This is a genomic window from Shewanella sp. ECSMB14102 (genome assembly GCF_000813075.1).
Taxonomy (GTDB): Bacteria; Pseudomonadota; Gammaproteobacteria; order Enterobacterales; family Shewanellaceae; genus Shewanella; species Shewanella indica.
This window is the reverse complement of the sequence record NZ_JWGX01000062.1, coordinates 1-26,706: the sequence shown is the minus strand read 5'-3', so window position 1 is coordinate 26,706 and position 26,706 is coordinate 1. Positions and strand designations below refer to the sequence as shown.

Genomic DNA, 26,706 nt, shown 5'->3' with positions numbered 1-26,706 from the left:
TGCTGCGCAACAATCGTTGTCACCATTTGAAGTCATCGAGCGTTGGACAGGGCTCTTTAGTGGTAACCCTGTGGCGGCAAAGTTCCTCAAGGGCGATAGTCTCTCAGAAGGCGAGCGAATACTGCTGGATACGCTGATTAGCGATTGGCAGGAACGGCTTGGCAGTATCAGTTGGTTTATGCGCTGCTTAAACGAAGATATCGCCCGCAAGGCCAATCGAGAAGATGGCTGCAAGGGCGTATTCTGGGAAGGGCGCTTTAAGTCGCAGGCGCTGCTCGATGAACAGGCGCTGCTGGCCTGCATGATGTACGTGGATTTAAATCCCATTCGCGCCGGTATTGCAGATTCGCTGCAAACTTCTGATTACACATCCATTCAGGAGCGCATAGAAGAAGTTGCTGAGCCTGCAACTGCCAACGCTTCACTTAAGCCACTGCTTCAATTTGATGGTGCAGCCACTGCTGCCGAACAAAGCGGCATTCCGTTTCACTTTGCCGACTATTTGGAGTTGATTGATTGGACAGGCCGGGCGGTGCGGGAAGACAAGCGTGGCTATATTGCCTGTTCCAGGCCCAAACTGCTGCTTGAGCTTGGTATCAGCGACGATGCCTGGATAACTTCTGCCAAGGAATTTCGCCGTCAGTACAGTGGCATGAGTGGCCGATGGGATGCAATGTGTGCCATGAAGGCCAAATATGGTGGTAAATGGTGCCGGGGTAAGCAACAAAGCCAAGCAATACACCCCCATTAACCTTAAACCCTTGGTGATTTTGCATAAACAGGCCTAAGCCTGCCGTTGGCATGCCTGGCAACCGCAGTTTTGTATGAAGCACGCAGATTACTCGTCTTAGAGAGTCTACTTCTAATAATTCATCGTTATTTATAAGCGATTGAGACTGAATGATATACTTCCTCGTAGCTCGCAAAGTGTTTAGGGTGTCCTGAATTTTCCTCTGATTACTCGTCTTAGAGAGTCTACTTCCAATAATTCATCGTCATTTATAAGCGATTGAGACAGAATGATATACTTCCTCGTGGCTCGCAAAGTGTTTAGGGTGTTCTGAATTTCTGCCCTGAATTTCTGAATTTTGATTTGTTAACGGGTGTGTGGATAGATGTTTTTGTGGTGGTTTTGTGTGACTTAAATGTTTTGATTTTGTTTATTTTCATTGGGGTTTTTCTTGTTTTTTTACGAGTGTTTGAGGTGCTTTTGAATTGATTTGAAATATCAATTCACTTTTGATGGCGTCTGTCTTAGATTGAGCAGGCTTGAATCATTCTATCTTTAGCTACTAGTCTTAGATCTTAGTCAGACTAGAATTATAGCAGAGAATTTGATGTTTTGTTAACGAACCCGTTTGAACAGTTAGGTGTAATGAAATATATTTTCGTGGTAAGGCATATATCTCCCGGTGGAGTTGAAATGGCAACATTGATATTAGTGAAAGAGTTGGTTGCCAGAGGTAATGAAGTTGAAGTTTGGAATTTAGGTGAGCAAAGTAAAACGGATTTGGAATGTTGGTCATCATGGGTCAATGTTAAGAAAATTAGCAAGGTTAAGCTTTTGCTTTTTAAGCGCTCCATTGTTAAGGGGGAGGTGATGGTTCTTGTGAATAATGCCGCAAGTCGTTACGCTCCGGTAAAAGGGGTTGTTTCTATTATTCATGGTGATCCCTTATATAATTTTAAATGCAATAAATCTTTAATAAGTAAGTTCAAGGAACTTGTTAAAGTAAAGTTTTCTCTAGGTCGTAGGAAGGTTATTTTTATTTCTAAAAAGCTTGGTGATGAGATTGATGGATTTATTAAATGTCCAGTAAAACATATACCAAATCCTTTTGAGCCAGCTGTAATTCAGGCCAAAGCTAATGAACCATTAACTATGAACTTGCCAGAAGATTTTATTTTACATGTTGGTCGGATCGCTCCAGAAAAACGCCAGGATTTACTGTTAAAAACTTATATTGATAACAAAGCATTACACCATTCAACGGATTTAATTTTTGTCGGGGCTGAGCCTAAACATGATGGTCCTATTACCTGTAAATTGCGCAAAATACTAGATCAATGTGATATTAGTCATCGCGTACATTTTTTAGGTGAGCTTAAAAATCCGTGGAATATCATGCAGAAAGCTAAGTGTCTTGTGTTGTGTTCAGAGTTTGAATCTATGGGGTATGTTTTGCTTGAGGCTATGGCACTTAAAATTCCTATTGTAGCGACAGAAGCTGTAGGTCCTCTTGAGGTATTAGGAGAAGACTTTGCGGGATTGGTTAAAGAAGGTGAAGATCTAGGTCTTAGAATCAAAGATGCACTAAATCATCCTGATAAATATATTAAGGAGTTACCTTCTAAATATAATAAAGACGAGGTGGTTGAAGAGTTTGAGTGTTTTATTGAATCACTATCAAATTGAATCTTTGTTGGTTGAATTTTATTTTTTTGATGATTGGGCTATATGAAAACATTGATTTTTAAATGAGCGGCTTGTATTCTCAGAGTATAGCTCTTTATTAGAATGAACGCGATTAACCGCCTAAGCAGCTCAATGGTGTTGCAGTTTTGTTGAGGGGTTGTCTTGAATGCATGTATGATGCCTGCCGGTGTATTTTTGATGATAAACGTATCGCTATTTAGTTAAATGAGCAGCCAAGCTGCAGGTGTGGTGAATATCCATCATGATAACTGGCTCAGGCTTGCCGCTGAATTTGGAAAACTATTTCCCGGGCCGATAGGGACGTTGCAATAACTCACTTGCTACTACGAACACTTATAGAGGCGACCACGGCATTTTGCAACCAGTTGTCAGTATGTTAAACCAGCCTTATCCCAAGGCTATTTATGTCAATCACAGTGATTGCAACCCTCTGAACCGGGGGGAGTATTACGGCTCAAATCTCTCACTTTTACTTGAAATAGGTTCGATTTCATCAAACTTCAGCCTCTCAAGGATACCTTTTACTTCAGTGTGCTCAAATTACTTGACGGTACTTGAACGCAAACAGAAATAAAATTAAGTTATTATTTTATGATGGGTGGCTTGATTCACGTGTGATTCTTACGCTCTCCATAGGGATAGATAAAAAATAATATAGGTTAAAGGGAAGCCGTTTCATCGAGAACAAGGAGAGTGTGATGCAAGAATTAAAGGGATTTTTGTTGTCTTCTCTGTTGGCATTGCTGGTGGGTTGCATTTGGGCGGCCTTGGCGGGCATTGTTGGATTACTCCTGTTGCCTTCCATTTTTCCATCCAAGGGGTGGTTGGATCTGACCTATATGTTAGTGGGGTCTATTTTGATGCTACAAGCATTGATCGCCGGATGTTGGGCCGGTTGGTTGAGGGGAAGCGGGGTATTGATTCGGCAAACGGTAACCCAAAATGCCTTTTGGAAGACCAACTTGTCTATTGCCATTGGAATGTTGCTGTTGTTTGCGTTATTGCATTAGTTTTCTGTATCCGCCAAGGGTAACCTTGGTCATCGAGTGGACCGTTAATACCCGCTTAAAATATCCTCAACGATATTGTTTTTTAATTGTTTGCGGGCTGTGAGTCTACTCACGTTTTGGGTTATCTTCGGTGGCAACAGTCGGCAAAATGATAAGATCCTCTTTTCTTATTATTGTCTGTATTGGTGGAGTGCCATGCGTAGTTTATGCTCTTGGAGTTTGGTTCTTTGTCTGTCGTTACTGGCTTCGGGTTGTTCATTGCTTGAGGTTAAATTGGAAAGCGGTATTGAGCCGCTGCCGCAAGAACAGTTGAGCATGCGGGTGTTTACCCGGGAATATGCCAGCAGCTTTTTTGCCGGAGTAGAACAAAGCGCCGATCTGATACTGCAGCGCTCTGATGATCTGCAGATCAAATCCAATGCCCTGATGTGGAAAATTAATGCCGAACAAACACTGGGACAAACCATTTTTCAGGTGTCGCCGCTAGCCGCCATGATAGACACTTGGGCTTTTACTGCTCAGATGGCGCAGTTTTTTGAGTCCGGTAATGGCAAGGCATTGTTTGGCGAGCAAACGCAACTGGCAGCCAACACCAGTCAGCAGTTGTTGGCTGATTATGAGCGCCGCATGCAAGGGCTGATGAGTAAAGCCGATTTTGATGCCAATCAGCAGTTTATCCGCGAATATGCCATGGCCCACCCGCTGTTTGATGTTAGCTTTCCGCGGGTCTCCGCGTTTAACGACTGGTTGAGCTTCCGTAAGATTGGCGAGTTTGATGCTGTGACTACTTTCGGCAGTGTGCCTGAGGTGATGAGCGATATGTCCGACCGTATGGCCATGCTGGCGAGCCAAACGCCAAAACTGCTTGGCTGGAAGGCAGAACTGTTTGCCCTTCACTCTAACATCAACTCAAAAGAGGTCCAGCAAACCCTAAAAGATATCAGCGAAACCTCGGCTAAATTTCAGCAGCTGATGAATGAAAGCCCGCAGTTAATGTCTGAGCTGGCAGTGGATCTGCGCCGCGAGCTGACGCCGCTGTTGGCACAATTGGATGCCAGTGCCGAGCGCAATCTGGCGCAACTGTCGGTTGAACGTCTGGCATTGGAAAAAATGGTGGAACGTGAGCGCATTGCGCTGGAACAGATGGTGGATAGAGAGCGCCAGGCCGTGACCAAAGAAGCCGACGCGCTGGTGCAACGTACTGTGACTCAGGTGTTTGAAGAGCTCACTGGCGTGATTAAAAGCCTGATCCTCTATATTGTGCTGTTCTTACTGGTAGTGTTCTTTGCGCCACTGGGCTTGGGTGTTTGGTTGGGCAAGCGTATCGGCTTGAAACAAGCCAGTATGACGAAGCAATAGTCAGTCAAATGGTGACAAGTGTCTTATAGTGAGGCGCAGAAGGTAGCGTAAGTTGTATTAGTCGCAAGAGGGTGTTAACACGCGACTTAGGACGCCAGACAGATAGTTGCCACCACTTTTAAGCCCAACCACATCAATCAAGAGGGTGAACCAAGCGGCCAGAGTTGTTGAAATATGTCGTTAAACAATTGGAGTCTCCATAGCGTGAAAACTCTAGTGCCTTGAATGCCAATTGCTGTGCAAGCCAGAGTGCCACAAGGACTTACTCGCACCTTCCTTAGCTGTATTGGCTCATGTGTAGATTTGATGAAACCATAAGTATTTCGATTATAGTCCTTTTAATTAGATGACTTTTTTACCAAACTTATCCATTTTGCAATTGCATTTAGGACAAGTCCAACCACCCCACATCAGTTGATTTATATTTTGGGGGATACGAATCTTTGGCATTATTTCGCCGCATTCTGGGCACTTGATCTCATGTAAATTTATATCCATTTTAGACTGCTTGTTTTCAGTCATGGTGTTCTCCTTTTAAATTATTTTTGTGTTGATTTTTTTGGGAACTGGCATGCCAGCCGTCCTTGTGGTAGCCGCATGTTATAACTGGTTGAATCGCCTTTAAAGTAACCAAGTCATCTTAACAAAACAAGAGGTGTTATCTGCCTGGATAGTTTAGCAGTAAGTCGGCACAGGTTTTATTGGCGAATAGTAAGAAAGGATAGAGGAAAGGGCCAAAGGCATTATTGAAGCGATAGCCCTTGGCCTTAAGTTTTACAAGTGCAGTTCAACACAGATAGCGGCGCCGCTTTGCTTGGGCAGGTTTAATCTGTAATTAACTCGAGTTGCATCAATAGCATATCTTCACCGTCTATGACCCGGGTATCCTGGCTGTGGCAGTGGGGACAGATGACGGTGCGCTCCTCTGGTGTGCTTTGCTGCCGGCACTGGTTGCAGGATAGCGTCAGCGGCGCTATGTCGATATCGAGCACGGCATCGTGACAGACACTGTGCTCACGAAAGGTGTTGAAGGCGGTGCGAACCAACTCAGGCTCGACGCCGCTCATGGCGCCTATCTTGATGGCGACCCGGGCAATGCCCTTGGCGCCGTGCTCGGCGGCGAGTTGCTGGCACTGCTCCATCAGGGCACTGACGATAGAGTACTCGTGCATCAACAGATCCTCGGCAATAGCTCGCCCTGTGGCAGATCCAAATAACGGCGACTGCCCCAGGCCGATTCCAGTACCACTTTACCCGGATGTTGTTCGCCTACTTCGCCTATGATGCAGGCCTGATCGCAATGACCGAAGCGGCGCATGATTTCGACCGCGCCTTCGGCGAGTTCGCGGGGCAGGGCGACGACAAAGCTGCCTTCGTTGGCGAGATCCCAGGGCTCAAAACCGTAGAGTTCACAGACGCCGCGTACCTCATCACAGACGGGAATGGCGGTTTCTCTGAGGGTAATGCCCTTGTTAGAGGCCTTGGCCCACTCGTTGAGCACAGCCGACAAGCCGCCGCGGGTGGCGTCACGCATGGCGTGGATCTCCAGATTGGCGGCGATCAGTTGCTCCACCACATTCCAGAGCACGGCGCAGTCTGAGCTGAGTTCAGACTCCAGCTCCAGCCCTTCTCGGGCACTCAGGATGGCGGCGCCGTGACGGCCTATGTCCCGCGAAAGCAAGATGGCATCGCCGCTTCTTAGTGCATGAGCCGAAATGCCCGGCTTGAGAATACGGCCCACCCCTGAGGTGTTGATGAAAATGCCGTCGGCGCAGCCTTTGGGCACTACCTTGGTATCGCCGCAGACGATGCGGGCTCCGCATTGAGACAGGGCATCGGCCATGCTGGCGACTATCTGTTTCAGACGGCTGATTTCAAAGCCTTCCTCTATGATAAAACCACAGCTTAAATATTGCGGCTCGGCGCCCATCATAGCTAAGTCGTTGACTGTGCCGGCAATGGCCAGCTTGCCGATGTCGCCACCTTTGAAGAATAGCGGCGCTACGGTAAATGAGTCTGTGGTAAAGGCGCAATCGCCGCCAAGATGCAAACAGGCGGCGTCTTCTTCGCGTCTGAGAATGGGGTTGTCGAAGGCATCGAAAAACAGCTTGTTGATAAGCTCAGCCATTTCCCGGCCACCGCCGCCATGGCTCAGTTGTACTCGTTTATCGGACATCAGTTTACTCCGGCATATCTGTAGTAGGCATTGCAGGCGCCTTCAGAGCTGACCATGCAACTGCCGAGCGGTGTTTGCGGGGTGCAGCCGCGGCCAAATACTTTGCAATCCTTGGGATTGGCCATGCCACGCAGAATATCGCCGCATTGGCAGGCCTTGTGATCGTCTATCTGTTTCACCGGCAAGCGCTCGGCAAAGCGTTGTTCGGCATCCCTGTGACTGTATTCGGGTTTCAGCATCAGTGCCGAGTCGGCAATGGGGCCAAGGCCGCGCCAACGAAAACTGGGGCGTACCTTAAAAAATTGCGCTACCTTTTGCTGCGCCAAGAGATTGCCCTGTTCGCTGACGGCGCGTTGATACTGGTTTTCCAGTTCACAGCGACCGCTGACTTTCTGTTTGACCAGCGCGAGAATGGATTGCATGACATCAACCGGCTCGAAGCCCGAGACCACCACAGGGGTGTGATAACGTTCCACCGCCGGGCGATAGATGCGGGCGCCGCTGATAACGCTGACGTGGGCCGGGCCGATAAAGGCGTTGACCTTGGTCTCGGGGTGGCTCATTACCGCATCTATTGCCGGTGGTACCAGCACATGGTTGATATGAAACAAGAGGTTACTAAGGCCCTTGGCTTCGGCTTGCTCCAGCAGTACCGCCGTCATCGGCGTGGAGGTTTCAAAGCCGATGGCGAAATAGACTATGGTCTTGTCCGGGTTATCGGCGGCGATTTTCAGCGCATCGAGCGGAGCGTAGACGGCGCGGATATCATGGCCTTCGGCGCGCACCGAGGCGAGCGAGCCCTTGGAGCCGGGAACCCGGATCATATCGCCCAGGGTCACCAAGATCACATCATCGAGACGGGCGAGGGCGGCGGCCTGATCTATCCGCTCTTTGGGCATGACACATACCGGGCAACCCGGGCCATGAATGAAATGGATATTTTCCGGCAGCAGCTGCAGCAGGCCATATTTCATTATGGTGTGGGTGTGGCCGCCGCAGACCTCCATGATATTGAGCGGCTCAGCCAGCTTGGGAGCCAGCGCGGCGATTTCCTCGGCCAGATTACGGATAGTGGCCGGGCAGCGAAAGCCGTCGTACAGTTGCCTGAGCTCAAGCTCTGCCATCTTCCGCCTCCAGTTTGGCCGCTATCTCACGGTACAGCGCCAGGCTCTCGGCGGCAGATTCGGCATCTATCTTGTTCATCACAAAGCCGATATGGATAAGCACATAGTCACCAATGGCAAGCGGTTCATCCAATAGATGGCAGCTCACTGTGCGTTTAACCCCCAGGGTCTCCACGGTAACGCTCTGGCTTTCGGGGTGTAGCTCCACTACCTGGGATGGGATAGACAAACACATCAGCAAGCCTCCGAAGTGCGCTCGGCAAAGGCGGCGAGCTGCTTATCCAGCCACTGGGCGACCCGGGTCAAACTGGCGGGATCTTTGGTAGAGACTTCCAATACCTCGGCCTTGGGGTTGAGCTTACTCACCTGGGCACGGGCCTCGGCGACATCAAAGTCAAAGTAGGGCAGCAGATCGCACTTGGTCAGCAGCACCAGATCGGCGCGGTGGAACATTACAGGATATTTTTCTATCTTGTCGTCGCCCTCGGGGATGGAAACCAGCACAATATTCATGTGGGTGCCAACATCATAGCTGGCCGGACACACCAGGTTGCCGACGTTCTCGACAAAGCAGATATCCATGTTGTCAAGCGCTTGCTGGTGCAGGGCACCGTGCACCATAAAGGCATCCAGGTGGCAGGCGCTGCCGGTTTGGATCTGAATTGCTTCTATGCCCTTGGCCTTGAGGCGGTCGGCATCCCGCGAGGTTTCCAGATCGCCTTCAATGACGCAGTATTTTTTGTCTGTATAGGCACCGAGATGCTCCAGCAGGCTGGTTTTGCCGCTGCCGGGGCTACTCATGATATTGAAGGCCATCACCCCGTGGGATTCGAAGTGTTCCCGGTTGTGCTGAGCCTCGATGTCGTTTTTGTCGAGGATCTTGTGGATCACCGACAGTGTCTTGCTGTCGTTCAGCTGTGGGTTGGTGTGTACTGTGCCTTGGCTGTGAGAATGGCTGTGAGAGTGCTCATGGGAATGGCCATGAGAGTGACTGTGACCGTGCTTGTGATCGTGACTGTGAGAATGACCATGCTCGTGAGAATGATGCCCGCCGTTGCCCCTGGGCAGTGAACATCCGCAATCTTTACACATAATGAACTCCCTTTGGTTCCTTAATCTGAGCATGCGCCGCTTTGGCGGCAGATGCCTTGATATCAATCAGTAATTTCAACGTTCGACCTGGCTCTGTGTGAGCCCGGGTTGATGTAATCCATACCAGAGCTGCCCGAGGGCGATACCGCCATCATTGACCGGCACCAGGCCGGGTTTCAAGCGGTGAAATTCAAGCCGGGCGAGTTCCCGGTGGCAGTATTCACTGAGAAGCCTGCTTTGAAACACGCCGCCGCTCAGTACCAGCGGTAGATCTTCTATTCCTTCGGCCTTGAGCCAATCACGGGCCTTGAGCGCCGCGGCGATAATCCCTTTGCCTATGGCCTGAATAAAGGCCAGCGCCAGCAGTTCACTGTCCGGCTCGGTGCGCCAGGCTTGCAGCAGCGCCGAAAATAACGGCGCGCTTTGCCACTGCCCAAGCACCAGCTCGGCGCGAGTGTTTGTCGGTTCGAGCTCATGTTCAAGCTTCAGCTCTAAGCCAAGCTTCTCGGCGCCTTGCTGTTTCCCGGCGGCAATGGCTCTGCGGGCAAGGGTTTCCAGGATAATCCCGGCTTGGCCTTCATATTGGCTGAGTCGCAAGTTTGCCAGCATAGCGGCGGCGGCATCGAATAAACGGCCGATGGAGTGGCCCTTTGGACCTATGCCACTGCTGGCGAGCTTGCCAAGGTTGGCCAGCTTGGCAGCGGGCTCGGCGGCAAAGACCGCCAATTGCTGCAACTCTTCAATACCATGGTTTTGCAACAGCAGGCTATAGAGTAGGCGCCAAGGCTCGCGAATGGCCTGCTCGCCACCGAGCAGTGTCATCGGGCTCAGGGTTGCCAGGCGCTGAAAGCCCTGACAGTCGGCCAGCAGCAGTTCGCCGCCCCAGAGCTGGTTGTCATCTCCAAGCCCTGTGCCATCAAAGCTGAAGCCCAGCACCTTGCCGCTGTAATCATTGGCAGCCATCACCGCCAGCAGATGGGCGAAGTGATGTTGCACCTCAAGCTGCCGAGCACTTTGCCGCTCGGCCCAGCGGCTGGAGGCGTAGTCGGGGTGTTTATCGCGGATGATGGCCTCGGGTTCAAAGCGGTACAGGCGCTGGAAACTCTGCAAAGTGCGCTCGAAATAGCCTTCAGCCTCAACACTGAAAAGATCGCCGATATGGGGGCTGAGATAGAGCTGATTACCGATATTGAGCGCCAGGGTGTTTTTCTGTTGTGGGCCCACGGCCAGCAGTGACGGCAGCTTGTTGGAGCAGTTGTCTCCAGAGTCCTTACTCGCCAAGCTCTTGCTTGCTTTGTTCATGCTCGCCAAGCTTTTGCTTGGAAGGCTCAGCGGTGCATAACCGCGGGCGAGACGCAGTATTTGCAGTTCATCATCCAGCATCTGCACCACAGAGTCGTCACAACCGTTGATGATGGGGCGGTTATGATCCAATACTGCATCGACCACAGCCAGAGGCGGCTTGCCGAGTTGCTGCAGCACCTCGTCGCCGTCTGTGATAATCGGTTCGCCGGAGCGGTTGGCACTGGTGGCCACCAGCGGCCGCTGCAGACCATCGAGCAGCAGGGTGTGCAGCGGCGTATAGGGCAGGAACAAACCCAGCCGGTCGATATCCGGGGCTATGGCGCTGCTGAGTGCCGGAGCGTCAGCCTGGTGTTGCTTCTTGCCCATAAGCACTATTGGCCGCTCTTGACTACTGAGCAGTTGCCATTCGGCGCTTGAGCCTTCGGCATACTGTTTGGCGAACTCGACTGAGGGCATCATCAGTGCCAGCGGCTTGGCCGGGCGGCACTTGCGGCGCCTAAGTTCAGTGACTGCGTCATGATTACCGGCATCACAGATCAGATGAAAGCCCCCTAGGCCCTTGATAGCGAGGATTTTGCCCTGTTCGATAAGGGCAATGGTTTGCGCCAGCGCTTGCTCTCTCTTGGCGAGGATTTCGCCGCCTGTGCCACGCAGTGTCAGCTCGGGGCCACATTTTGGGCAACTGACCGGCTGGGCGTGATAGCGCCTGTCCATAGGGTCTTCATAGGCTTGGCGACAGGCATCACAGAGCGCAAAGCCCGCCATGGCGGTATTGTGTCTGTCGTAGGGTAGGTTGCGGATAATGGTGTATCTGGGGCCGCAGTGGGTGCAGTTGGTGAAGGGGTAACCGAAGTGGCGATTGTTGGGATCGCGTATCTCGGCCAAGCAGGCATCGCAGCTGCTCTTGTCGCTGCCCACAGTGACTATGGCCGCCGCTTGCCCCGCACTGCTGTGCGCTATGGTGAAATCCTGTAAGTCCTGCACTTGGGCATGGCTGACGGTGAGTTCATCAATGCGGCATAGCGGTGGGCGCTCGGTATCGAGCGCGGCTCGAAAGCCTGCCAGCGCCATCTCCGGACCTTGCACCAATATGCTGACGCCCTGGCCATCGTTGAGCACATGGCCCGTGAGCTGAAAGCGTTTTGCCAATTGGAAAATCCAGGGGCGAAAACCCACCCCCTGGACTATGCCTTTGATATTGAAGCTTTGGGCAACAAGCGCTGTCATCAGCGCCTCCTTTGCCTGAGCCAAAGTGCGCCGGCGGCGAGCAGGGCGCCGTCGAGATCGAGCAGCTGACTGGCCGCCAGCGGGAAGTTTTTGCCGATGCGGATGGCGATTCTCTTGCTCAGAACCGGGTTGACCATGGCGCTGCCGGCCAGAAACACACAATCTATGCCAACGCTGAGATCCAGATGCTCGACCCAGTTGGCCAGATAGTCGGCCAGTGAATCCTGGGCGGCGAAGCAGAGCTTGGCGGCATCTGTGTCGCCGGCGAGGCGGAAACTCATGACAGTGCCCAGCGTTTTGCACCAGTTAAGGCCGCGCACCGCTTCGCCTTTGGCCAAGGGGTAATCGATTCGCGGTGCGTTGGCGCCCTTGTAACTCATGGCGGCGGCAATAAAGGCATCTTTAAGCTCTGTGGCCGACTGGCCCTGTTGCCCGAGCCCACTGATGATGGCGATAACGGCCCACAGTGCATCCAACCCGGGGAAGACAGATAGCTCGCGACTGCCAATATCCAGCAGGCGGTTATAACACTCGGGGAATTGGTTTTTGAATTTTTGCACCACAGTGCGCTGCGGACTTTGCTCCAGTGCGTGTACTATTTCATAGCCGCTGGCGGGCAGTTGAGTCAGTTCAAAGAAGCACTCTTGTTTGCCGTCCTTATCCAGATAGCGTATTTGTGAGGGATTCGAGCCGCTGAAATAGAGCAGTGCAGCTTTTTTTATACCGCAGAATTCGGCCTTAAGCGCGTTGAAGGCGCATTCGGCGCCGTGCTCTGTGGCCACTTGCCAGACATTAGCGTCATTCTCCGTGGCCGCTCTCAATACAATTTGCGGCTCTTTTTTGTTGCCCAGGTTTTGGACGGTCGCCACTGAATTGCCGAACCTTGCCTCATCGTGCAGGGTTTCCGGCAAGGCATGGCCTGAGCTTACCTTACTCAGCTGCGCCTGGTGAGCATAGAGCGGCAGATAGTGACCGGCTATCCAGCTTAGCTCTACACGGGATGGCTGGGATAACTCAACCGCAAACAGATAGTCGCAGCCCTTGATACGCAAATACTCGCAGATGATCAGCAGCAGTCTGCTATCGGCAAACGCCACTGAGTACAGGGGCTGTGTGAGCCTGGGATGCTGCGAGCAGGGTCTTAACCGCAGCGCAGGTTTTTCCATCGAAGAAAGCGCCAGCACTTCGGCATCGCTCAGCAGGAAGTGGGCGTTGAGGCTATTGGGATTACAGCAGATAAGTGTTTGGCCGTTGGATATGCCTTGAGGCATATCATCTTGTTTGAGACTCAGTTTTAGGCGCCGATTGCCGCTGTCGGTAAGCGTGAGCGATTTGCCCTCAAGCAGTTGCTCGGCCATGGCACGGATATCGCTTGGTTGCAGGGCGCAGAGCTCCGGCTCGGCCAATACCGCCTCTTCACCATGACAGTGGGGGCAGGGCAAACGGATATTGGCAAAATCAGGGTGTTGGTTATCGCCCAAACGTGGCTGGCAGTGCTGACAAAACGCCAGGCTCGGCCGAGTGGCTGCATTGGGAAGTACGTCGGCTAAAGCCAATGGTGTGGCGGCGCCGAGCCTTTCCTCTGCCAGTAAAATACGTGAGTCCAGTAAGCTGGTGCTCAAGAGAAAATCACCTGCAATCTCATCGGCGAGCTGCTCAAGCTCACTCTGGCTCCCCTCTGCTTCGAGAATATATCGCCAGATGATCCTGGGCGCCTGATGATTGTGCTCAAGGGCGGCAGCAGCGCTTTGCTTGGCCGCTGATTTCAGCGGCAACAGGGCGATAGTGATATTCAGCTTATCGTAATTAAGATATTGGTTACATAAATGCCCATACCAAGGCTGCTGCGAGGCGCAGTCAAATTCGAATCTAACGAGTTTCATGGGATGTTTCCGGCAGTTTGTCTTCTTCATCGACCTTTGCAGTTACAGACAGCTTTGGGCGATAGGAGTGGGAAATAAGGGCTTCTATGTCAGTGTTACCGGTTTTTTGGCATTGCCAGCCAAGGTGCTGCAAATAGTTGATAAGCGTGGTTTCCATCAAGGGCACGGCGGCGGCAATTTGCGGTGTGAGCCCAAGGGTCATGGGTTCAATCACGGTTGGGGTGATCCCAAGCACCATGGTGTGGGGCCTGTCGCCAAGCATCTCCATCATAATCAGGGTTTGCAGCATTTCCACTTCATGGGCGCTGCCTTGCCAGTCGATTTCAGGGGGAGCCTTATCGAAGTCGAAGAAATAGACTTCGCCGGGTTTGGCGCCTGCGGCATTGACGGTATCGACCAAGAGCAAAGCGTCGTACTTGGCGATGATAGGGGTAAGCCCCTGTGCCAGAGTGCCGCCGTCGAGGAGATCGAGCTGATCGCTTGGGTGAGTAAATTGGTAGTTTTCATTGAGGTAATTGACAAAATGTACGCCGATACCTTCATCGGCGTACAGGACATTGCCAATACCCAGCAGCAATATCTTCATCTGACCTCTAGTGCTTGTCCGGGTGATAGTCATAACCCGAGACAATAGAGTCCACTGAGTTATGTTTGAAGCGGATACCTGTCCAGACCGCCATATAAACGTGGATAACCACGAAGATGACAAAGGCCCAGGTCAGATAGTGGTGCCAGATCCTGACCATAGCCAGACCACCCATCTGCGCCGTGATCCAGCCGGAGATATCCCACAACCAGCCGCCCATACCTTGATGGTAGACGTTGGCATAGAGTACCAGGCCGGTAATACAGATCACCGCAGCCATTACAGACACTGCCAGATAGGTCATAAACTGCAGTGGGCCATAGACACCGGCCTTGTTCAGCTTACCCATCCACAGATAGGACTTGAGCTGAACTATCCAACTCTTCACGCTCATCACATCCCGAAACGAGCGCCGCTCAATATCGCTCTTACTGAAGAAGAACAGATAAGCTCGGGCCAGGGTAATGGCACAGAGGATAAAGCCGAAGATCAGGTGGGCAAAGCGGATCCAGCCTTGCACCAACACATCACTGGACTCGGGCGCCACCAGAAATGGCCAGGCGATATAAAAGCCTGTCACTACCAGTACCAAAATGGCCAGCGCTCTGAGCCAGTGAAATATCCGGATCGCGGCGCTGAATACTATCTCCTGTTTATAGGAAACACTCGATGTAGCCATGACGCTTCCTCCTTAGCGGGCATTGGGATCGATACGGAATTCGCCCAAAGACTGCCCCTTGTAATCCATCACGTGTACGGCGCAGGCCATACAGGGATCGAAAGAGTGAATAATGCGGATCACTTCCAGTGGCTTGGTGGGGTCTTCGAGCTTTAAGCCTATCAGTGATGCCTCATAAGGTCCCATCTGTCCGTTGGCGTCCACGGGGCCTGCGTTCCAGGTGGTGGGCACCACGGCCTGATAGTTTTCCACCAGTCCCCCTTTGATGCGGATCCAGTGACTGAGCATACCGCGAGGTGCTTCGAGCATGGCGTGGCCGACATATTCCTTGTTACTGTCAAGTTCAGGCTTGATATAAGTGCTGTCGTCACTCTGGATATTGGTCAGCAGGGCATCGAAGGTGCGCAATCCCTCTTTGGCCACAATCGAGGTTTGCAACATGCGCGCTGCGGTGCGGCCAAGGGTGGTGAACAGGGCCTCAATCGGCAAGCCGGTACGTTGCAGCAAACCATTGACGGCATCGACCACCACTTGATTGCCTCTGGCATAGTTCACCAGCATACAGGCAAGTGGGCCCACTTCCACAGGTTCACCCTGGTAGCGAGGCGATTTCACCCAACTGTATTTGTTGTCGCCATCCAGGGTTGGCAGTTTGCCGTAAACCGTATCGCGCTCAACAAAGCCGGTGTAATCCGGAATTGTGGTGCCATCGTAAGGGTGTTGCGGCTTATCGGCCTTATACCAGGCGTGGGTGACGTCTTCGGCAATCAGATCCGGGTTGATATCGCTGACACCGGCCAGGTCGCCCTTGAGGATAACCCCTTGCTCAAACAGATATTCACCATCAGCAGTGACAAAGTCGTTGGTGGCCATAAAGCTCTTGATGTTAACGCCGCCCAGTACCGAGGCTTCGCCGCCGAAGGCTTCGGCCGCCATTACGATATCGGCCTTGTAACCACGTTCAATAAAGTCGGCCACAATGGCATGTTTTTGTTTCCATTCCTGCAATCTAGCCGGGCTCAACATGTCACGCACCGAGGTCACACCGCCGACCACCAGAGACTGAGGGTGAGGCTGCTTGCCGCCGAAAATCGCCATCATCTCTGCCGCGACTCGTTGTACTTCCAATGCCTTAAGGTAGTGCGACAGGGCAATCAGGTTCTGCTCTGGGGTGAATTTATAGGTGCCGTTACCCCAATAGGCATTGGCGAAAGGTCCAAGCTTACCGGTTTCAACAAAGCCCTTGACTCTCTCCTGAACGGCTTTGAGCTCGCCTTCACCGGCAGCAATCGGCTTGTCAGTGTATTTGAGTGCCACCTGGGCCGCCTTGGCGGGATCGGCACTGAGGGCTGAAACCACATCGACCCAGTCCAAACCATGCAGATGATAGAAATGCACTATATGGTCGTGCATGATCAGCGAAGTATGCATCAAGGAGCGAAGATAGCGGGCGTTGAGCGGAATTTTCATCCCGAGGGCATTTTCCACCGCTTCGGTGCCGCAGCGATAGTGGGAATAGGTACACACCCCGCAGATCCGCTGCACGATAAGGCCCACATCCATAGGCGTACGGCCCTTGAGGATCACCTCAATCCCGCGCCACAGGGTGGAGGAGGACCAGGCTTTTTGTACCACGTTGTTTTCATCGACTTCCACCTCAACACGCAGATGGCCTTCGATACGGGTAATGGGATCTATGACTACACGTTGGTTCATTGATTAATCCTCCTTCGAACCGGCAAACAGACTGGCAACCGCATGGGCGCCGATACCCACCACAGTGGCACCGAGAATGACAGCGCCTATGGTATCGGCGGTGGCATCCAGGCCATGCAGCAGTTGTCTGCCAAGAGGTTTTTCAAAGTCAGCCATATCATCCCAGAAATTGGGCTCAGAGCAGCCCATGCAGCCATGACCGGCCAGCACAGGCCAACTGGTATGGTGATTGAAACGCTCGGTCGGGCAGTTGTTGTAGGTGTAAGGACCCTTACAGCCTACCTTGTAGAGACAGTAACCTTCTTTGGCGCCGGTATCACCGAATTCCTCGACAAATTCACCGGCGTCGAAACGGCCGCGGCGTTCGCAATTGTCGTGCACCCTGGCACCATAGGCCCACTTGGGCCGATTGAACATGTCCAGGGCAGGGAGCTTGCCGAACATGATGAAGTACATCAGGGTGCCGACAATATTCTTTTCACTCGGTGGGCAGCCACCCAGGTTAATGACCGTTTTGTTGACCACTTCATGGACACCCTTGGCACCGGTTGGGTTGGGCGCGGCGGCCTGAACCCCACCGAAGGCGGCGCAAGTACCCACGGAAATTATCGCAGCAGCGCCTTCGGCGGCATGCTTGACAATTTCGAGCCCGGTGTGGCCTTTACAACCGACCGTTAAGAAGGCGCCGTTGTTGGCCGTTGGCACGGCCCCTTCAACCGCCAGCAGGTAGTTGCCTTTGTAGGCTTCCAAGGCGTGTTCCAGATTCTCTTCTGCTTGCCAGCCGGCGGCAGCCATCAGGGTCTCGTGGTATTCCAGTGAGATATGATCGAAGATCAACGAATCCAGATTCGGGGTATCGGCGCGCACCAAGGATTCGGAGCAACCAGTGCACTCCGCCAGGTGTAACCAGATCAGAGGTACCCGATCGGCCAGTTCAGCGGCTTCGGCCACCAGATTGGAGAAGGGCAATGGCAGCGCCATCATGGCGGTAACCGAAGCACTCCACTTCATGAAATCACGGCGGGTCAGGCCGAGTTCCAGCATACGTTCCTGTAAAGATTTGTCCTGACGGGCAGGCAGCTGGCGCAACTTCTCCAGCCGTTGCCGTCCTTGCTCGTAAAGGGCTGCATGTGTGTCCATGGTTGAACCTTTTATTTATAAGAATGTAATAGCTTTTAACTCACACAAATCACGCCTATGAGTGTAGGTCGCAACAGAATGATTAAAGTTGATATACGTCAAGATTTCTGCCGGGGTGTGATTTTTGATAAGTTTACTTTTTAATTACATGATCGGGATCAAAATGGTACGACAAGGGATTGGACAAATTGTCCAACTATCCCTTTTGAGGCATTTGAGATTTGTTATTTGCCAAACTTAAAATCCTTATCTATCCGTTTTATAGCTATTTTTTCAAAAACTGGAAATTGTGGGCTGCCAGTGAATCGAGAGGGTTCGACCTATGAGCGTCAAAAAATTGCTGCCACTGCTACTTGTGATACTTTTGTTGGTCTTTTGTGGTCAAGGGCATGCTAAACCGTTACAGTCCCCACTGGCACTGGCGTTAAGCCGTGATGATGGTACTCAAGTCAGCCTCAATGACTACAAGGGTAAGGTGATTTATCTGGACTTTTGGGCCTCGTGGTGTGCGCCATGTCGCAAATCGTTCCCCTGGATGCAGCAGATGTATCACAAATACCGAGAGACGGATCTCGCCATAATCGCGGTGAATCTGGACACTGACTCCCAATTAGGTAGAGAGTTTCTCCAGCAACTGGATGCCGACTTTGATGTGCTTTATGACCCAGAAGGGCGGCTGGCACGCAGGCTGGACTTGCAGGGGATGCCCTCAAGTTTTCTATTTGACCGGGATGGAAAACTGCTCGGTAGCCATGTTGGTTTTTTCACCGAGCGACAAAGCCAGTATGAGGCTGAACTCAAGCGTGCGTTAAAGGAGTAACAGATGCGTAGGATTCGTTTATTGGGCTTATCGCTTATTATCACTCTTGGGTTGACAGCTTGTGCTCAACTCGGGGTTGAACCTTGGGAGCGGGATCAGTTGGCGAGGGAGGATATGTCGCTGGCACACGAAAGGCTGGACTTGGCGCTGGACGATCATATCTACTTCAGCAAAGAGGGAGCCAGTGGTGGCCGCGCATTCGCCGGAGGAGGCTGCGGATGCAATTGAAGCGGCAAAAGGGCGAAACCAATATTGCCGCAGCGCTGACACTGGCCAGCAGTTCACTGCTTGCCAGTGGTGCGACGTATGTCGGAGATGATAACTTCAGCTATCCGGATAACAGTGCCGACAAGGCTACCGATTGGCAGTTGGAAGCCGCATTGATGTTTTATGGCGAGCAGGACAGGGTGACAACTCTTGAGGGAATTCTGCTGGCTAAAGGCGAATTTGATGACAGCAGTGGCCTGGATATTAAACTGGTGTTCGACAGCCTGAGCGGCGCATCGGCCACGGGCGCCGTGGTGCAGCAACAGAGCCAAACCCTGACCCGGCCTTCGGGCAACGGCGAATATCAGATAGCCGCCGGTGAGCAGGTGTTGGATGACAGCTTTGATGATAAGCGACTGCAACTGAGTGCCGATTGGTATAAGTTCTTTGAAAATAACTGGCAGCTGGCAGGCGGCTTTTATGGCTCACGGGAATATGATTACACTTCGCTCGGGGTCAATGGCGCGCTGGAGCATAGCTTCAACAAGAACAACAGTACCGCGTCCCTGGCGTTGGCTTACGGCCTGGATACCATAGATCCGGTCGGCGGCCGACCTTTGCCGCTTGCAACCATGGCAAGAAGAGTGGATTACGACTCGGAAACGGCCTTCAGGCAAGCCTTTGAGGCAAGTAGAGAAGGCGGCTCGGATCATAAGCAAACCCTGGATCTGCTGCTGGGTTTTACCCAGGTGCTCAACCGTCGCTGGCTGTTGCAGGGCAACTATGGGTTTTCCCTGGTTAAGGGGTACCAGACAGACCCCTACAAGGTGCTGAGCCTGGTGGACAATCTGGGTGTCACCCAGAGTTACCTTTATGAATCCAGGCCGGACTCACGGCAAAAGCAAAGCCTGTTTTTGCTGCTCAAGGGGGCGCTTGATAGGGGCGTGCTGGATCTTTCCTGGCGCTACACTTTCGATGATTGGCAGCTGGATTCTCATACGCTGGAGAGCCACTTCAGGCACTATTTCTCTGATGGCTTCTATGGTCAGTTGCACCTGCGTTATTACCGCCAGAGTGCGGCATCCTTTTATCGGCCCTTGTTGCTCCAGAATGAGGGCTCAATCTCCGGCTATTCAGCTGAATTCGCCAGCGCAGACCACCGCCTTGGTGAGCTGCAAGCCTATACGGTCGGAGTTAAGCTCGGACATAAGCTCAGCGAGGGTCGCGAGCTCAGCTACCGCCTGGAATATTATCAGCAGCAGGGTGAAAACAACGGCACCTTACTGCCCGGTGAGCTTGGCAATATGCAGCTGTTTCCAAGACTCAGGGCGGTGATTGCCCAGCTCAGCTACCGTTTTTAGTTAATAGACAGTAGAGGAAAGCTGCCTTTGATCAAGAGCCACACCTCAGCGCCAGAGATGAACCTTAGCCGTACCGACTTTGGTTTTCGTGGCCGTTTTCGCTCGATGGCTAGCCCCTGTGAGTTACTGATTGCAAGCGATGACGAGCGTTTGGCGCTTAGCCTCACTCAAGCTGCCATTAAGGAATGCCAAAGGCTTGAGCAGAAATACAGCCGCTTTTTAGCGGGCAACTGGCTATGGCAGCTCAATCATTCAGCCGGAGCGCCTATTATACTGGACAGCGAGGCGGCGGCGTTGCTGCAGTTTGCCAAACGCTGCTGGCAACTGAGTGAGGGCTTATTTGATATCACCGCCGGCCCTCTGCTCGCGCTCTGGTGTTTTGAAAAGGGAAAGGGTTCAGAAACTTCACTGCCGGGTTCGACTGATATCAAAAAAGCCTTGTCCCGGGTTGGCTTTCAACACCTCAAGTTCAGTTCCCATTTTGATGACAGTGCTGAAGATAAAAGCCCCCGAGAAATAGCTGATCCGCCCTGGATCATGCTGCCAGAGGCAATGCAGTTGGACTTCGGCGGCCTGGTAAAAGAATATGCCGCCGATAGGGTTGCCGGGCTGTGTATGACCCGGGCCGCAACCACTGAGGTGCTGGTCAATCTCGGTGGTGATATCGCCGTCAGTGGGAAAAAATGCTGGCAGGTGGGGATTGAAGATCCCGTCAATCTTGACCGAGCCGCGGAGCTGATGTCGCTCGATGTGGGCGCATTGGCCACCAGTGGCGACAGTCGCCGCTTTATCGAACATCAGGGGCATCGTTATGGTCATATTCTGGATCCTCGCAGCGGTTATCCTGTACAGGACGCGCCCCATAGCGTGACGGTTAAGGCCGCGAGCTGCATCACAGCCGGCATGTTGGCGACCCTTGCCATGTTAAAAGGCGCGGCGGCAGAAGACTTTCTCAAGGTGCAGCAACTGGAGTATCGCGTCATCAGATAACCTCTTCAATGAGTTGCGATTGCCGAAATCAGCAGTCTTCTCTTTGACTATTTGTAACTATGCTGCCATTTGGACCTTGTCTGGGCCACTTGATTCTTGCCTTCAGCTTGACACAGGCGCGGCGCTGCTGCGAAATAGGGGCAACCTAAACCGGATGTTATACCCATGAGAATATTGCTGATAGAAGACAATGAGTTGTTGGCTCAGGGGATCTTGCTTAGTCTTGCCAAGTTGGATATGCAAGTAGATCACGTCACCAGTATCAAACAAGCCGAGGCGGCAGTGGTGAATGAAACCTTTAGCGCTATAGTGCTGGATCTGGGCTTGCCTGACGGTAACGGCCGTCAATTATTGACCCAATGGCGCCGCCGCGGCATAGATACCCCGACTATAGTGCTGACCGCTAACACCGACTTTGATACCAAGCTTGCCTGCCTGGATCTCGGCGCCGATGATTACCTGGCCAAACCCTTCGATGTACGCGAGCTGGTGGCCAGAATTAAGGCGATCGTCAGGCGGCAACACGGTCTTAATCAAAACCGTTTGGAAGTGGGGGCTCTGGTTATTGATATGGATGCCCACCAGGTGCTGTTTCGCGGTCATCATATTCAGGTGTCGCGGCGCGAATATCAATTGCTGCTTGAACTGGCTCAGTCCAGTGGCCGGGTGCTCAGCCGTAATCAGCTTGAGCAGCTGACCTATGGCTGGGATGAGGTCGGTAGTAACTCCATCGAGGTGCATATTCACCATTTACGTAAAAAAACCGCCAATGAGCTTATCAAGACAGTACGTGGCATAGGCTATACCTTGGTGGCAGTAGAATGAGCCGGATATCTTTGCGGGTGGTGATGATGGCATTGATGCTGCTTGGCATCTGTTTGTCGGTTGGTGTCAGCAGTTACCTCAACACCCAGGACTCTCGCCGCCAGATAGAAGAGCTGTTCGATGCTCAGATGCTGCAAAGTGCCAAGATGCTGGAGATGTTCTATGGTGCTCAGGGGCAAGAGCATCGGCTGGATATGCTTGAAAAACCGCTGATTTTGAGCGTCAACCCGGGCAAGGCCAATACATTTACCGAGCAGGCCGATGCCACTGAGCTGAGTTATGAGTTAAAGCTTGCCTATCAGATGTGGACCCCGGCCAAACAGTTGATGGCGCGTTCTGATAACAGCGACTCTCAGCCCATGGCGCCGTTCGAGCGCGGTTATCACAGACACTATTATCAGGGCGAGTTGTGGCATCTGTTCAGTTATTTCTCCGATGATCTGGGCGTATGGATCATTACCGGCCAAAGGGACGATGTGCGTGGCGAGCTGGTGGAGCAGATCATGGGTAACAGCCTCATCGGTCCGGCGCTGGTGGTACCGGCAGTGGCGTTGCTGATGGTGTTTCTCTCCTATTGGTTGTTGCAACCTCTGGACAGTTTGGCCGTCAGGCTTAAGCACCGAAGCCCTGCGGATATGCGGCCGCTGGCGTTGCAACTACCCAAAGAGTTAGTGCCGGTGCAAGATGCGCTCAATACCTATATTACCCGCATTAGTGATAATTTAGCGCGAGAGCGGCGTTTCAGCGCCGATGCGGCGCATGAGCTAAAGACCCCGCTGGCGGTCATTAAACTGCACCGTCAGGGCTGGCAACAGGCCAAGACAGAGGCCGAGCAGCAGCTGCACCTTAATGCCATAGACACAGGTATTGGTCAGATGACCCATATGGTAGAGCAGCTGTTGTTACTGTCTCGGGTGGAATCCCTGTCCGAGCTGGAAGTGGCGCAAACGCCGGTGGCGGTAATGGTGCAGGAGGTGCTGGATCAATTGCTGCCGCTGATTGCCGATTACAGTTGGCAGCTGGAATTGCCGGAAGAGGTGTGTGTCAGGGTCGATCCCTTCTATATGAAACTGGTGCTGAAAAACCTGCTGGAAAATGCCTGCAAGTATTCGGGCAAAGATCAGCCAATCAAAGTCAGTTGCTGGCAAGAGGGTCGCCAAGACAGCAAACAAGTGGTTATTCAGGTATTGGATTCAGGGCCTGGGCTGCCATTGGAGCAGTGTCGGCAGTTGACTGAGCGCTTTTTCCGGTTCGCCGATGAGTCGGTATCCGGTGCAGGTCTGGGCTTGTCTATCAGTGCTCAAATCGTCGAGCTGCATAAAGGTAAGTTGAGTATTCAACCGGGCATTGAACGTGGCTTGGATGTAAGGATCATCTTGCCGGTTTGAGTTAGTCGGGCAAAGACAAGTAAAAAGCCGAGCAGAAATAAAAGCCGCAGCTTCCAATGGGGTTGCGGCTTTTAAATAAGGCAACTCTCAGAACAGATAACGATAGATTACTTGCGCCGTTCGCGGAGCGCCCAGAGTGGCAATAGGGTACTCGGCCTTGTGGCCATGTTTGAAAATAGCGCTGGTGTTGTCCTCATCAAACAGATTATCTATCCGCAGCGTTAACTGCTGGTTTTGGCTGGCGGTCAACCACCAGTCGGCGCCTATGCCTGTCAGCAGATAGTCGCCGGCCTTGAGCCCATAATCGGTAAATTCACCCACATAACGTCCCTGAAGATAAACATTCAGTGAATCAGTGGCATCCCAACTGAGGCGGGCAAAGCCCATGTATTGCGGGATCCGCTCTATCTGCTGATCTTTGCCGCGCTCGCGGGCACGGTTATAACTGCCGGATAACTCAAGTTGCCAGCCCTGGGCGGGGTTCATGATGTATTGAATATCCAGCCCCTGAGCCCGAACCTTGCCATCCAGGTTGGCGTACTGCCAAACATTGGTAGCAATTTCCCGTTTGTCCACCAGGTTGTCGGTTTCACGCCAGTAGGCCTCGACACTGAAAGTAAAGTCGCCTTGATAGACCAGTGTCAAATTGGTGTTGATACTTTCTTCACTCTCAAGATCAGGGTTGCCCAGGGTGCCGACCTTGGCCCATAGCTCAGATGAAGTGGGTTGCCGAAAACCATTGCCCACGGCGGCTTTCAGTTGCCAGTTTTGCCCAAGCTCCTGCTCAAGTCCCAGTGACGCCACCCATTTGTCTTCATTGTTGGCCAGGCGGTTATACCTGAGCCCCAACGCCAGCACTGTGCCTGGCAGAGCGGAAAAATTCGGCTTGTATTGCAAAAAGGCGGCTTTGGTATCGTCGGTGGGCGCTTGCAGCTCCATCACTTCATCGGCGCCATAATAGCTTTGCCACTCTACGCCGCCGAGCCAGTTGTCACCCGAATCGGCCCGGTAACGACCGCTTACCTTGGCGCCCTTGTCGGTAAAGCCCCAGTAGGCATCCCGGTAAGGGATAGTCATGCTGCCATCCGGCTCCAGGGTGATTTCAGAGTAATAGGAGTCCCAGTTTTGATAGTGAAGCCGGGTTTCCAGGCTCAGCTTATCCGTTGCTTGATATTGCCAGCCGAGCCAGGCCAGAGTCTGTTTGCGCTCGTTTTCCGAGACGATGGCGCTGTAGGCCAAAGGCCTTTCCAGTACGCCATTATTGTATTGGCCGAACAGGGTGATTTTGTGCTCGGCAGCGGGTTGCCAATTGAGCTTACCGCCTATGTTCATCATGCGATAACCCCGGTCTTTATCTTCCGCGGCTACCGGCGAGTATTCGTCATCTTCCCAGAATGCGTAACCGTCAGATTGACTGGAGCTGCCGCTGAGGCTGTAGCTTAAGGTATCGCTGCCGCCACTGACATAAGCACCGAGATCATAACTGGTGAGAGTGTCGGCGCTTAAGTTAACTTCGCCGCCTTGCTCGCCATGATTGTCGCGGGTGATGATATTGACTACTCCGGCAATGGCATCCGAGCCGTAGATCAAACCTTGAGCGCCTTTGATCACCTCAATGCGCTCTATCATCATGGGGTTGATACTGTCGGTATAGGTGGAGCCATAGAGGCGGTTATTGAGGCGATTGCCGTCCAATAGCCAGAGTATATCCACAGGACGACTGCCCTGAAGCGAGTAGTCGGTATCCGTATGGCGGCCATTACGGCCGTTGGCAAATAGCCCGGGCACAAACTGGTTGAGGATTTCATTGATATCCACCGCACCAGCCGACACTATCATGTCGCGGCTGATAACCGTCAGACTCTGACCGGTATGGCTTAGAGCCAACACAGAATCATCCTGATAGCGGGTGCCGTTGACGGCGATGATCTCCATCGCTTCGTCGGCCTGGCCGGTAGGCACCAGCAGTATATAAGCGGCAATAGCGTAAAAGGGCAGCCAAGGCTGTGTCCGTTTTAAAGAGTAACTTCTACACATCTCAATCGTCCTTAAAAAGACTGTGTGATAATTCAGGCAACCGTTAATCGGGTTAACTTTGTGTTGCCGCGCATTCAAAAGGTGTGATTTGTATGAGTGCGCCGAGTTACATCGCTTATTAACACGGTGACGATTATAGAAACTCAACCAAGTGATTTGTTGATGGAGATCAAATTCCAGATAAAGAGTATGAAAAATATTATATTCGTAATACTGATGTGGACTTCGACGTATGCTGATGAGGAGGCTTTAAGGCGATGACACTGAAGCAACTTGTTGCGGCTAAAAACCAAGCGAACGAATGAGAATGCGCGATAAAAGATTGACCCGGTCTGCCTACTTCTCTATAGTAGCGCCCCGTTGAGACTCAAGAGTCCAACTATGGTGAGGTGTCCGAGTGGCTGAAGGAGCACGCCTGGAAAGTGTGTATACGGCAACGTATCGAGGGTTCGAATCCCTCCTTCACCGCCAGATTTAAAAAACCCGACCTTATGGTCGGGTTTTTGCTTTTCTAGGCACAATCTTTCGAATGATTGTGAGTGGTTCAGCCAGCACTGTCAGCTTTTGGCGCCTGGAGGGGATAAAGGCTGGTACAAACATAGGCTGTGTCTATGATTTAATCTAGGCCAGACGCCACGACAGACTTGTACAAGATTTGCACAAGGTCAGGCAGGTTATTCCCGTCGAACTCAGCCCCTTCCTTGAGGGTAAATTAGAGCCTCAAGATCAAGCCCCCCAGAAGTAAGACTCAAAGGTTCTCTAGCTATTAACGAGTTCGAGAATCTGATAGTTCAAGCGCTTAAGGCCATAGCCATGCCAATGATGTCGATGTAATGACTGGGTAAGTTTCGGATTAGCACAAGATACAGCCGAAACAGAAAGGTATTACGAGGCTTCGGAGGTAGGGGCATGAACTGAATTTCATCAGAGCGGCAAAACTGGGAACTCCATATCGTCAGTATATTTCCAAGGGCTTGCAAGGCTGGAATGTTCAACTAAAAGCCGCTTTGACTAACGAATAAGCAATTGGAACGAAATGATTTATTAAAGGTTTACACGCCTTTATGTTAGATATATTATTCGCCTCGTTCCGGAGGGGTGGCAGAGTGGTTGAATGCACCGGTCTTGAAAACCGGCATGGGTTTATAGCCCATCCAGGGTTCAAATCCCTGCTCCTCCGCCATATTCAGAGAGGCCCGCTTGTGCAAACAGGCGGGCTTTTTCGTGTCTGAGTTTTGATGATTGTTATTCGTTTGGTGTTGTTTGGGGGATTTCCGGGGACTGCTGGGTTTATAGCGCTGTCATGCAGGGTTCAAATCCCTGCTCCTTTGCCATATTCAGAGA

The 26,706-nt window shown here is 52.1% G+C and carries 23 protein-coding genes and 2 tRNA genes; 12 read left to right on the top strand and 13 right to left on the bottom strand.

Going from position 1 to position 26,706, the window contains the following annotated elements; genetic code table 11:
• The 4 genes from RC73_RS17895 to RC73_RS17880 form a co-directional block, all read left to right on the top strand.
• Window positions 1–751, top strand: a 751-nt coding sequence (locus RC73_RS17895; protein WP_039035924.1) for a hypothetical protein, incomplete at its 5' end; no start/stop codon positions are given.
• Window positions 752–1,423: 672 nt separating this feature from the next.
• Window positions 1,424–2,416 (top strand): glycosyltransferase, encoded by a 993-nt coding sequence (locus RC73_RS17890; protein ID WP_039035920.1) that lies wholly within the window; start codon window positions 1,424–1,426, stop codon window positions 2,414–2,416.
• A 719-nt stretch (window positions 2,417–3,135) separates the two neighbouring features.
• Window positions 3,136–3,447, top strand: a complete 312-nt coding sequence (locus RC73_RS17885) for a hypothetical protein (RefSeq protein WP_039035919.1) — start codon at window positions 3,136–3,138, stop codon at window positions 3,445–3,447.
• A gap of 195 nt (window positions 3,448–3,642) precedes the next feature.
• Window positions 3,643–4,806: a hypothetical protein gene (locus tag RC73_RS17880; protein ID WP_039035918.1), complete on the top strand. Its 1,164-nt coding sequence runs from the start codon at window positions 3,643–3,645 to the stop codon at window positions 4,804–4,806.
• 342 nt (window positions 4,807–5,148) lie between these two features.
• On the opposite strand, the gene RC73_RS17875 is transcribed toward RC73_RS17880, so the two are convergent.
• The 12 genes from RC73_RS17875 to hyaA all read right to left on the bottom strand — a co-directional run bounded on the left by RC73_RS17875 (window position 5,149) and on the right by hyaA (window position 17,734).
• On the bottom strand, window positions 5,149–5,328 hold the full coding sequence (locus tag RC73_RS17875) for a hypothetical protein (protein WP_039035917.1): 180 nt from the start codon (window positions 5,326–5,328) through the stop codon (window positions 5,149–5,151).
• A 302-nt stretch (window positions 5,329–5,630) separates the two neighbouring features.
• Window positions 5,631–5,978, bottom strand: a complete 348-nt coding sequence (hypA, locus tag RC73_RS17870) for a hydrogenase maturation nickel metallochaperone HypA (protein WP_039035916.1) — start codon at window positions 5,976–5,978, stop codon at window positions 5,631–5,633.
• Complete coding sequence (gene hypE / locus RC73_RS17865) at window positions 5,978–6,982, bottom strand: hydrogenase expression/formation protein HypE (RefSeq protein WP_039035915.1); 1,005 nt, start codon at window positions 6,980–6,982, stop codon at window positions 5,978–5,980. The genes hypA and hypE overlap by 1 nt, the downstream gene beginning before the upstream one ends.
• Window positions 6,982–8,106 carry a hydrogenase formation protein HypD gene (gene hypD / locus RC73_RS17860; RefSeq protein WP_039035914.1) on the bottom strand — a complete coding sequence of 375 codons (1,125 nt, stop codon included), beginning with the start codon at window positions 8,104–8,106 and terminating at the stop codon, window positions 6,982–6,984. Before hypD ends, hypE begins: the two co-directional genes overlap by 1 nt.
• Window positions 8,093–8,341 (bottom strand): HypC/HybG/HupF family hydrogenase formation chaperone, encoded by a 249-nt coding sequence (locus tag RC73_RS17855; RefSeq protein WP_025010286.1) that lies wholly within the window; start codon window positions 8,339–8,341, stop codon window positions 8,093–8,095. The genes hypD and RC73_RS17855 overlap by 14 nt, the downstream gene beginning before the upstream one ends.
• Window positions 8,341–9,198 carry a hydrogenase nickel incorporation protein HypB gene (gene hypB / locus RC73_RS17850; protein WP_052248276.1) on the bottom strand — a complete coding sequence of 286 codons (858 nt, stop codon included), beginning with the start codon at window positions 9,196–9,198 and terminating at the stop codon, window positions 8,341–8,343. Before hypB ends, RC73_RS17855 begins: the two co-directional genes overlap by 1 nt.
• A 75-nt stretch (window positions 9,199–9,273) precedes the next feature.
• Window positions 9,274–11,730 (bottom strand): carbamoyltransferase HypF, encoded by a 2,457-nt coding sequence (gene hypF, locus RC73_RS17845; RefSeq protein ID WP_039035913.1) that lies wholly within the window; start codon window positions 11,728–11,730, stop codon window positions 9,274–9,276.
• A complete protein-coding gene (locus RC73_RS17840) occupies window positions 11,730–13,613 on the bottom strand; it encodes a hypothetical protein (RefSeq protein WP_039035912.1) in 1,884 nt (627 codons plus the stop codon). Before RC73_RS17840 ends, hypF begins: the two co-directional genes overlap by 1 nt.
• Window positions 13,600–14,199 (bottom strand): HyaD/HybD family hydrogenase maturation endopeptidase, encoded by a 600-nt coding sequence (locus RC73_RS17835; protein ID WP_039035911.1) that lies wholly within the window; start codon window positions 14,197–14,199, stop codon window positions 13,600–13,602. The genes RC73_RS17840 and RC73_RS17835 overlap by 14 nt, the downstream gene beginning before the upstream one ends.
• Before the next feature lie 7 nt (window positions 14,200–14,206).
• Complete coding sequence (cybH, locus tag RC73_RS17830; protein ID WP_028779964.1) at window positions 14,207–14,878, bottom strand: Ni/Fe-hydrogenase, b-type cytochrome subunit; 672 nt, start codon at window positions 14,876–14,878, stop codon at window positions 14,207–14,209.
• A gap of 12 nt (window positions 14,879–14,890) precedes the next feature.
• Window positions 14,891–16,594: a nickel-dependent hydrogenase large subunit gene (gene hyaB / locus RC73_RS17825; protein ID WP_039035910.1), complete on the bottom strand. Its 1,704-nt coding sequence runs from the start codon at window positions 16,592–16,594 to the stop codon at window positions 14,891–14,893.
• Window positions 16,595–16,597: 3 nt separating this feature from the next.
• Entirely contained in the window at window positions 16,598–17,734 is a 1,137-nt protein-coding gene (hyaA, locus tag RC73_RS17820) for a nickel-dependent hydrogenase small subunit (RefSeq protein WP_039035909.1), read from the bottom strand.
• Window positions 17,735–18,056: 322 nt separating this feature from the next.
• Here hyaA and RC73_RS17815 point away from each other — a divergent pair, with 322 nt between their 5' ends.
• The 6 genes from RC73_RS17815 (at window position 18,057) to RC73_RS17790 (ending at window position 23,325) form a co-directional block, all read left to right on the top strand.
• Window positions 18,057–18,554: a TlpA disulfide reductase family protein gene (locus RC73_RS17815; protein WP_039035908.1), complete on the top strand. Its 498-nt coding sequence runs from the start codon at window positions 18,057–18,059 to the stop codon at window positions 18,552–18,554.
• Window positions 18,555–18,557: 3 nt separating this feature from the next.
• Window positions 18,558–18,782 carry a DUF4266 domain-containing protein gene (locus RC73_RS17810; RefSeq protein ID WP_039035907.1) on the top strand — a complete coding sequence of 75 codons (225 nt, stop codon included), beginning with the start codon at window positions 18,558–18,560 and terminating at the stop codon, window positions 18,780–18,782.
• Window positions 18,773–20,122 (top strand): DUF3570 domain-containing protein, encoded by a 1,350-nt coding sequence (locus RC73_RS17805; RefSeq protein WP_039035906.1) that lies wholly within the window; start codon window positions 18,773–18,775, stop codon window positions 20,120–20,122. The genes RC73_RS17810 and RC73_RS17805 overlap by 10 nt, the downstream gene beginning before the upstream one ends.
• A 57-nt stretch (window positions 20,123–20,179) precedes the next feature.
• On the top strand, window positions 20,180–21,112 hold the full coding sequence (locus RC73_RS17800; RefSeq protein WP_039035922.1) for an FAD:protein FMN transferase: 933 nt from the start codon (window positions 20,180–20,182) through the stop codon (window positions 21,110–21,112).
• A 165-nt stretch (window positions 21,113–21,277) separates the two neighbouring features.
• On the top strand, window positions 21,278–21,937 hold the full coding sequence (locus RC73_RS17795) for a response regulator (RefSeq protein WP_039035905.1): 660 nt from the start codon (window positions 21,278–21,280) through the stop codon (window positions 21,935–21,937).
• Complete coding sequence (locus RC73_RS17790) at window positions 21,934–23,325, top strand: ATP-binding protein (protein ID WP_039035904.1); 1,392 nt, start codon at window positions 21,934–21,936, stop codon at window positions 23,323–23,325. Before RC73_RS17795 ends, RC73_RS17790 begins: the two co-directional genes overlap by 4 nt.
• 87 nt (window positions 23,326–23,412) lie before the next feature.
• Here RC73_RS17790 and RC73_RS17785 read toward each other — a convergent pair whose 3' ends face one another.
• Window positions 23,413–25,362: a TonB-dependent receptor plug domain-containing protein gene (locus RC73_RS17785; protein ID WP_082014369.1), complete on the bottom strand. Its 1,950-nt coding sequence runs from the start codon at window positions 25,360–25,362 to the stop codon at window positions 23,413–23,415.
• A 383-nt stretch (window positions 25,363–25,745) separates the two neighbouring features.
• Here RC73_RS17785 and RC73_RS17780 point away from each other — a divergent pair.
• Both RC73_RS17780 and RC73_RS17775 read left to right on the top strand, forming a co-directional pair.
• Window positions 25,746–25,833: transfer RNA gene (locus tag RC73_RS17780), tRNA-Ser, on the top strand.
• Window positions 25,834–26,454: 621 nt separating this feature from the next.
• Window positions 26,455–26,545: transfer RNA gene (locus RC73_RS17775), tRNA-Ser, on the top strand.
• The last annotated feature ends 161 nt before the right edge of the window (window positions 26,546–26,706 follow it).

Bases quoted from the DNA above. Each gene is read 5' to 3' on its own strand.
- RC73_RS17795 (WP_039035905.1), top strand. From the start codon at position 21,278: ATGAGAATATTGCTGATAGAAGACAATGAGTTGTTGGCTCAGGGGATC.
- RC73_RS17890 (WP_039035920.1), top strand. From the start codon at position 1,424: ATGGCAACATTGATATTAGTGAAAGAGTTGGTTGCCAGAGGTAATGAA.
- RC73_RS17815 (WP_039035908.1), top strand. From the start codon at position 18,057: ATGAGCGTCAAAAAATTGCTGCCACTGCTACTTGTGATACTTTTGTTG.
- hyaB (WP_039035910.1), bottom strand. From the start codon at position 16,594: ATGAACCAACGTGTAGTCATAGATCCCATTACCCGTATCGAAGGCCAT.
- RC73_RS17885 (WP_039035919.1), top strand. From the start codon at position 3,136: ATGCAAGAATTAAAGGGATTTTTGTTGTCTTCTCTGTTGGCATTGCTG.
- hypD (WP_039035914.1), bottom strand. From the start codon at position 8,106: ATGGCAGAGCTTGAGCTCAGGCAACTGTACGACGGCTTTCGCTGCCCG.
- cybH (WP_028779964.1), bottom strand. From the start codon at position 14,878: ATGGCTACATCGAGTGTTTCCTATAAACAGGAGATAGTATTCAGCGCC.
- hypB (WP_052248276.1), bottom strand. From the start codon at position 9,198: ATGTGTAAAGATTGCGGATGTTCACTGCCCAGGGGCAACGGCGGGCAT.
- RC73_RS17800 (WP_039035922.1), top strand. From the start codon at position 20,180: ATGAACCTTAGCCGTACCGACTTTGGTTTTCGTGGCCGTTTTCGCTCG.
- RC73_RS17805 (WP_039035906.1), top strand. From the start codon at position 18,773: ATGCAATTGAAGCGGCAAAAGGGCGAAACCAATATTGCCGCAGCGCTG.
- hypA (WP_039035916.1), bottom strand. From the start codon at position 5,978: ATGCACGAGTACTCTATCGTCAGTGCCCTGATGGAGCAGTGCCAGCAA.
- RC73_RS17835 (WP_039035911.1), bottom strand. From the start codon at position 14,199: ATGAAGATATTGCTGCTGGGTATTGGCAATGTCCTGTACGCCGATGAA.
- RC73_RS17785 (WP_082014369.1), bottom strand. From the start codon at position 25,362: ATGTGTAGAAGTTACTCTTTAAAACGGACACAGCCTTGGCTGCCCTTT.
- RC73_RS17840 (WP_039035912.1), bottom strand. From the start codon at position 13,613: ATGAAACTCGTTAGATTCGAATTTGACTGCGCCTCGCAGCAGCCTTGG.
- RC73_RS17875 (WP_039035917.1), bottom strand. From the start codon at position 5,328: ATGACTGAAAACAAGCAGTCTAAAATGGATATAAATTTACATGAGATC.
- RC73_RS17880 (WP_039035918.1), top strand. From the start codon at position 3,643: ATGCGTAGTTTATGCTCTTGGAGTTTGGTTCTTTGTCTGTCGTTACTG.
- RC73_RS17790 (WP_039035904.1), top strand. From the start codon at position 21,934: ATGAGCCGGATATCTTTGCGGGTGGTGATGATGGCATTGATGCTGCTT.
- hypF (WP_039035913.1), bottom strand. From the start codon at position 11,730: ATGACAGCGCTTGTTGCCCAAAGCTTCAATATCAAAGGCATAGTCCAG.
- RC73_RS17855 (WP_025010286.1), bottom strand. From the start codon at position 8,341: ATGTGTTTGTCTATCCCATCCCAGGTAGTGGAGCTACACCCCGAAAGC.
- hypE (WP_039035915.1), bottom strand. From the start codon at position 6,982: ATGTCCGATAAACGAGTACAACTGAGCCATGGCGGCGGTGGCCGGGAA.
- RC73_RS17810 (WP_039035907.1), top strand. From the start codon at position 18,558: ATGCGTAGGATTCGTTTATTGGGCTTATCGCTTATTATCACTCTTGGG.
- hyaA (WP_039035909.1), bottom strand. From the start codon at position 17,734: ATGGACACACATGCAGCCCTTTACGAGCAAGGACGGCAACGGCTGGAG.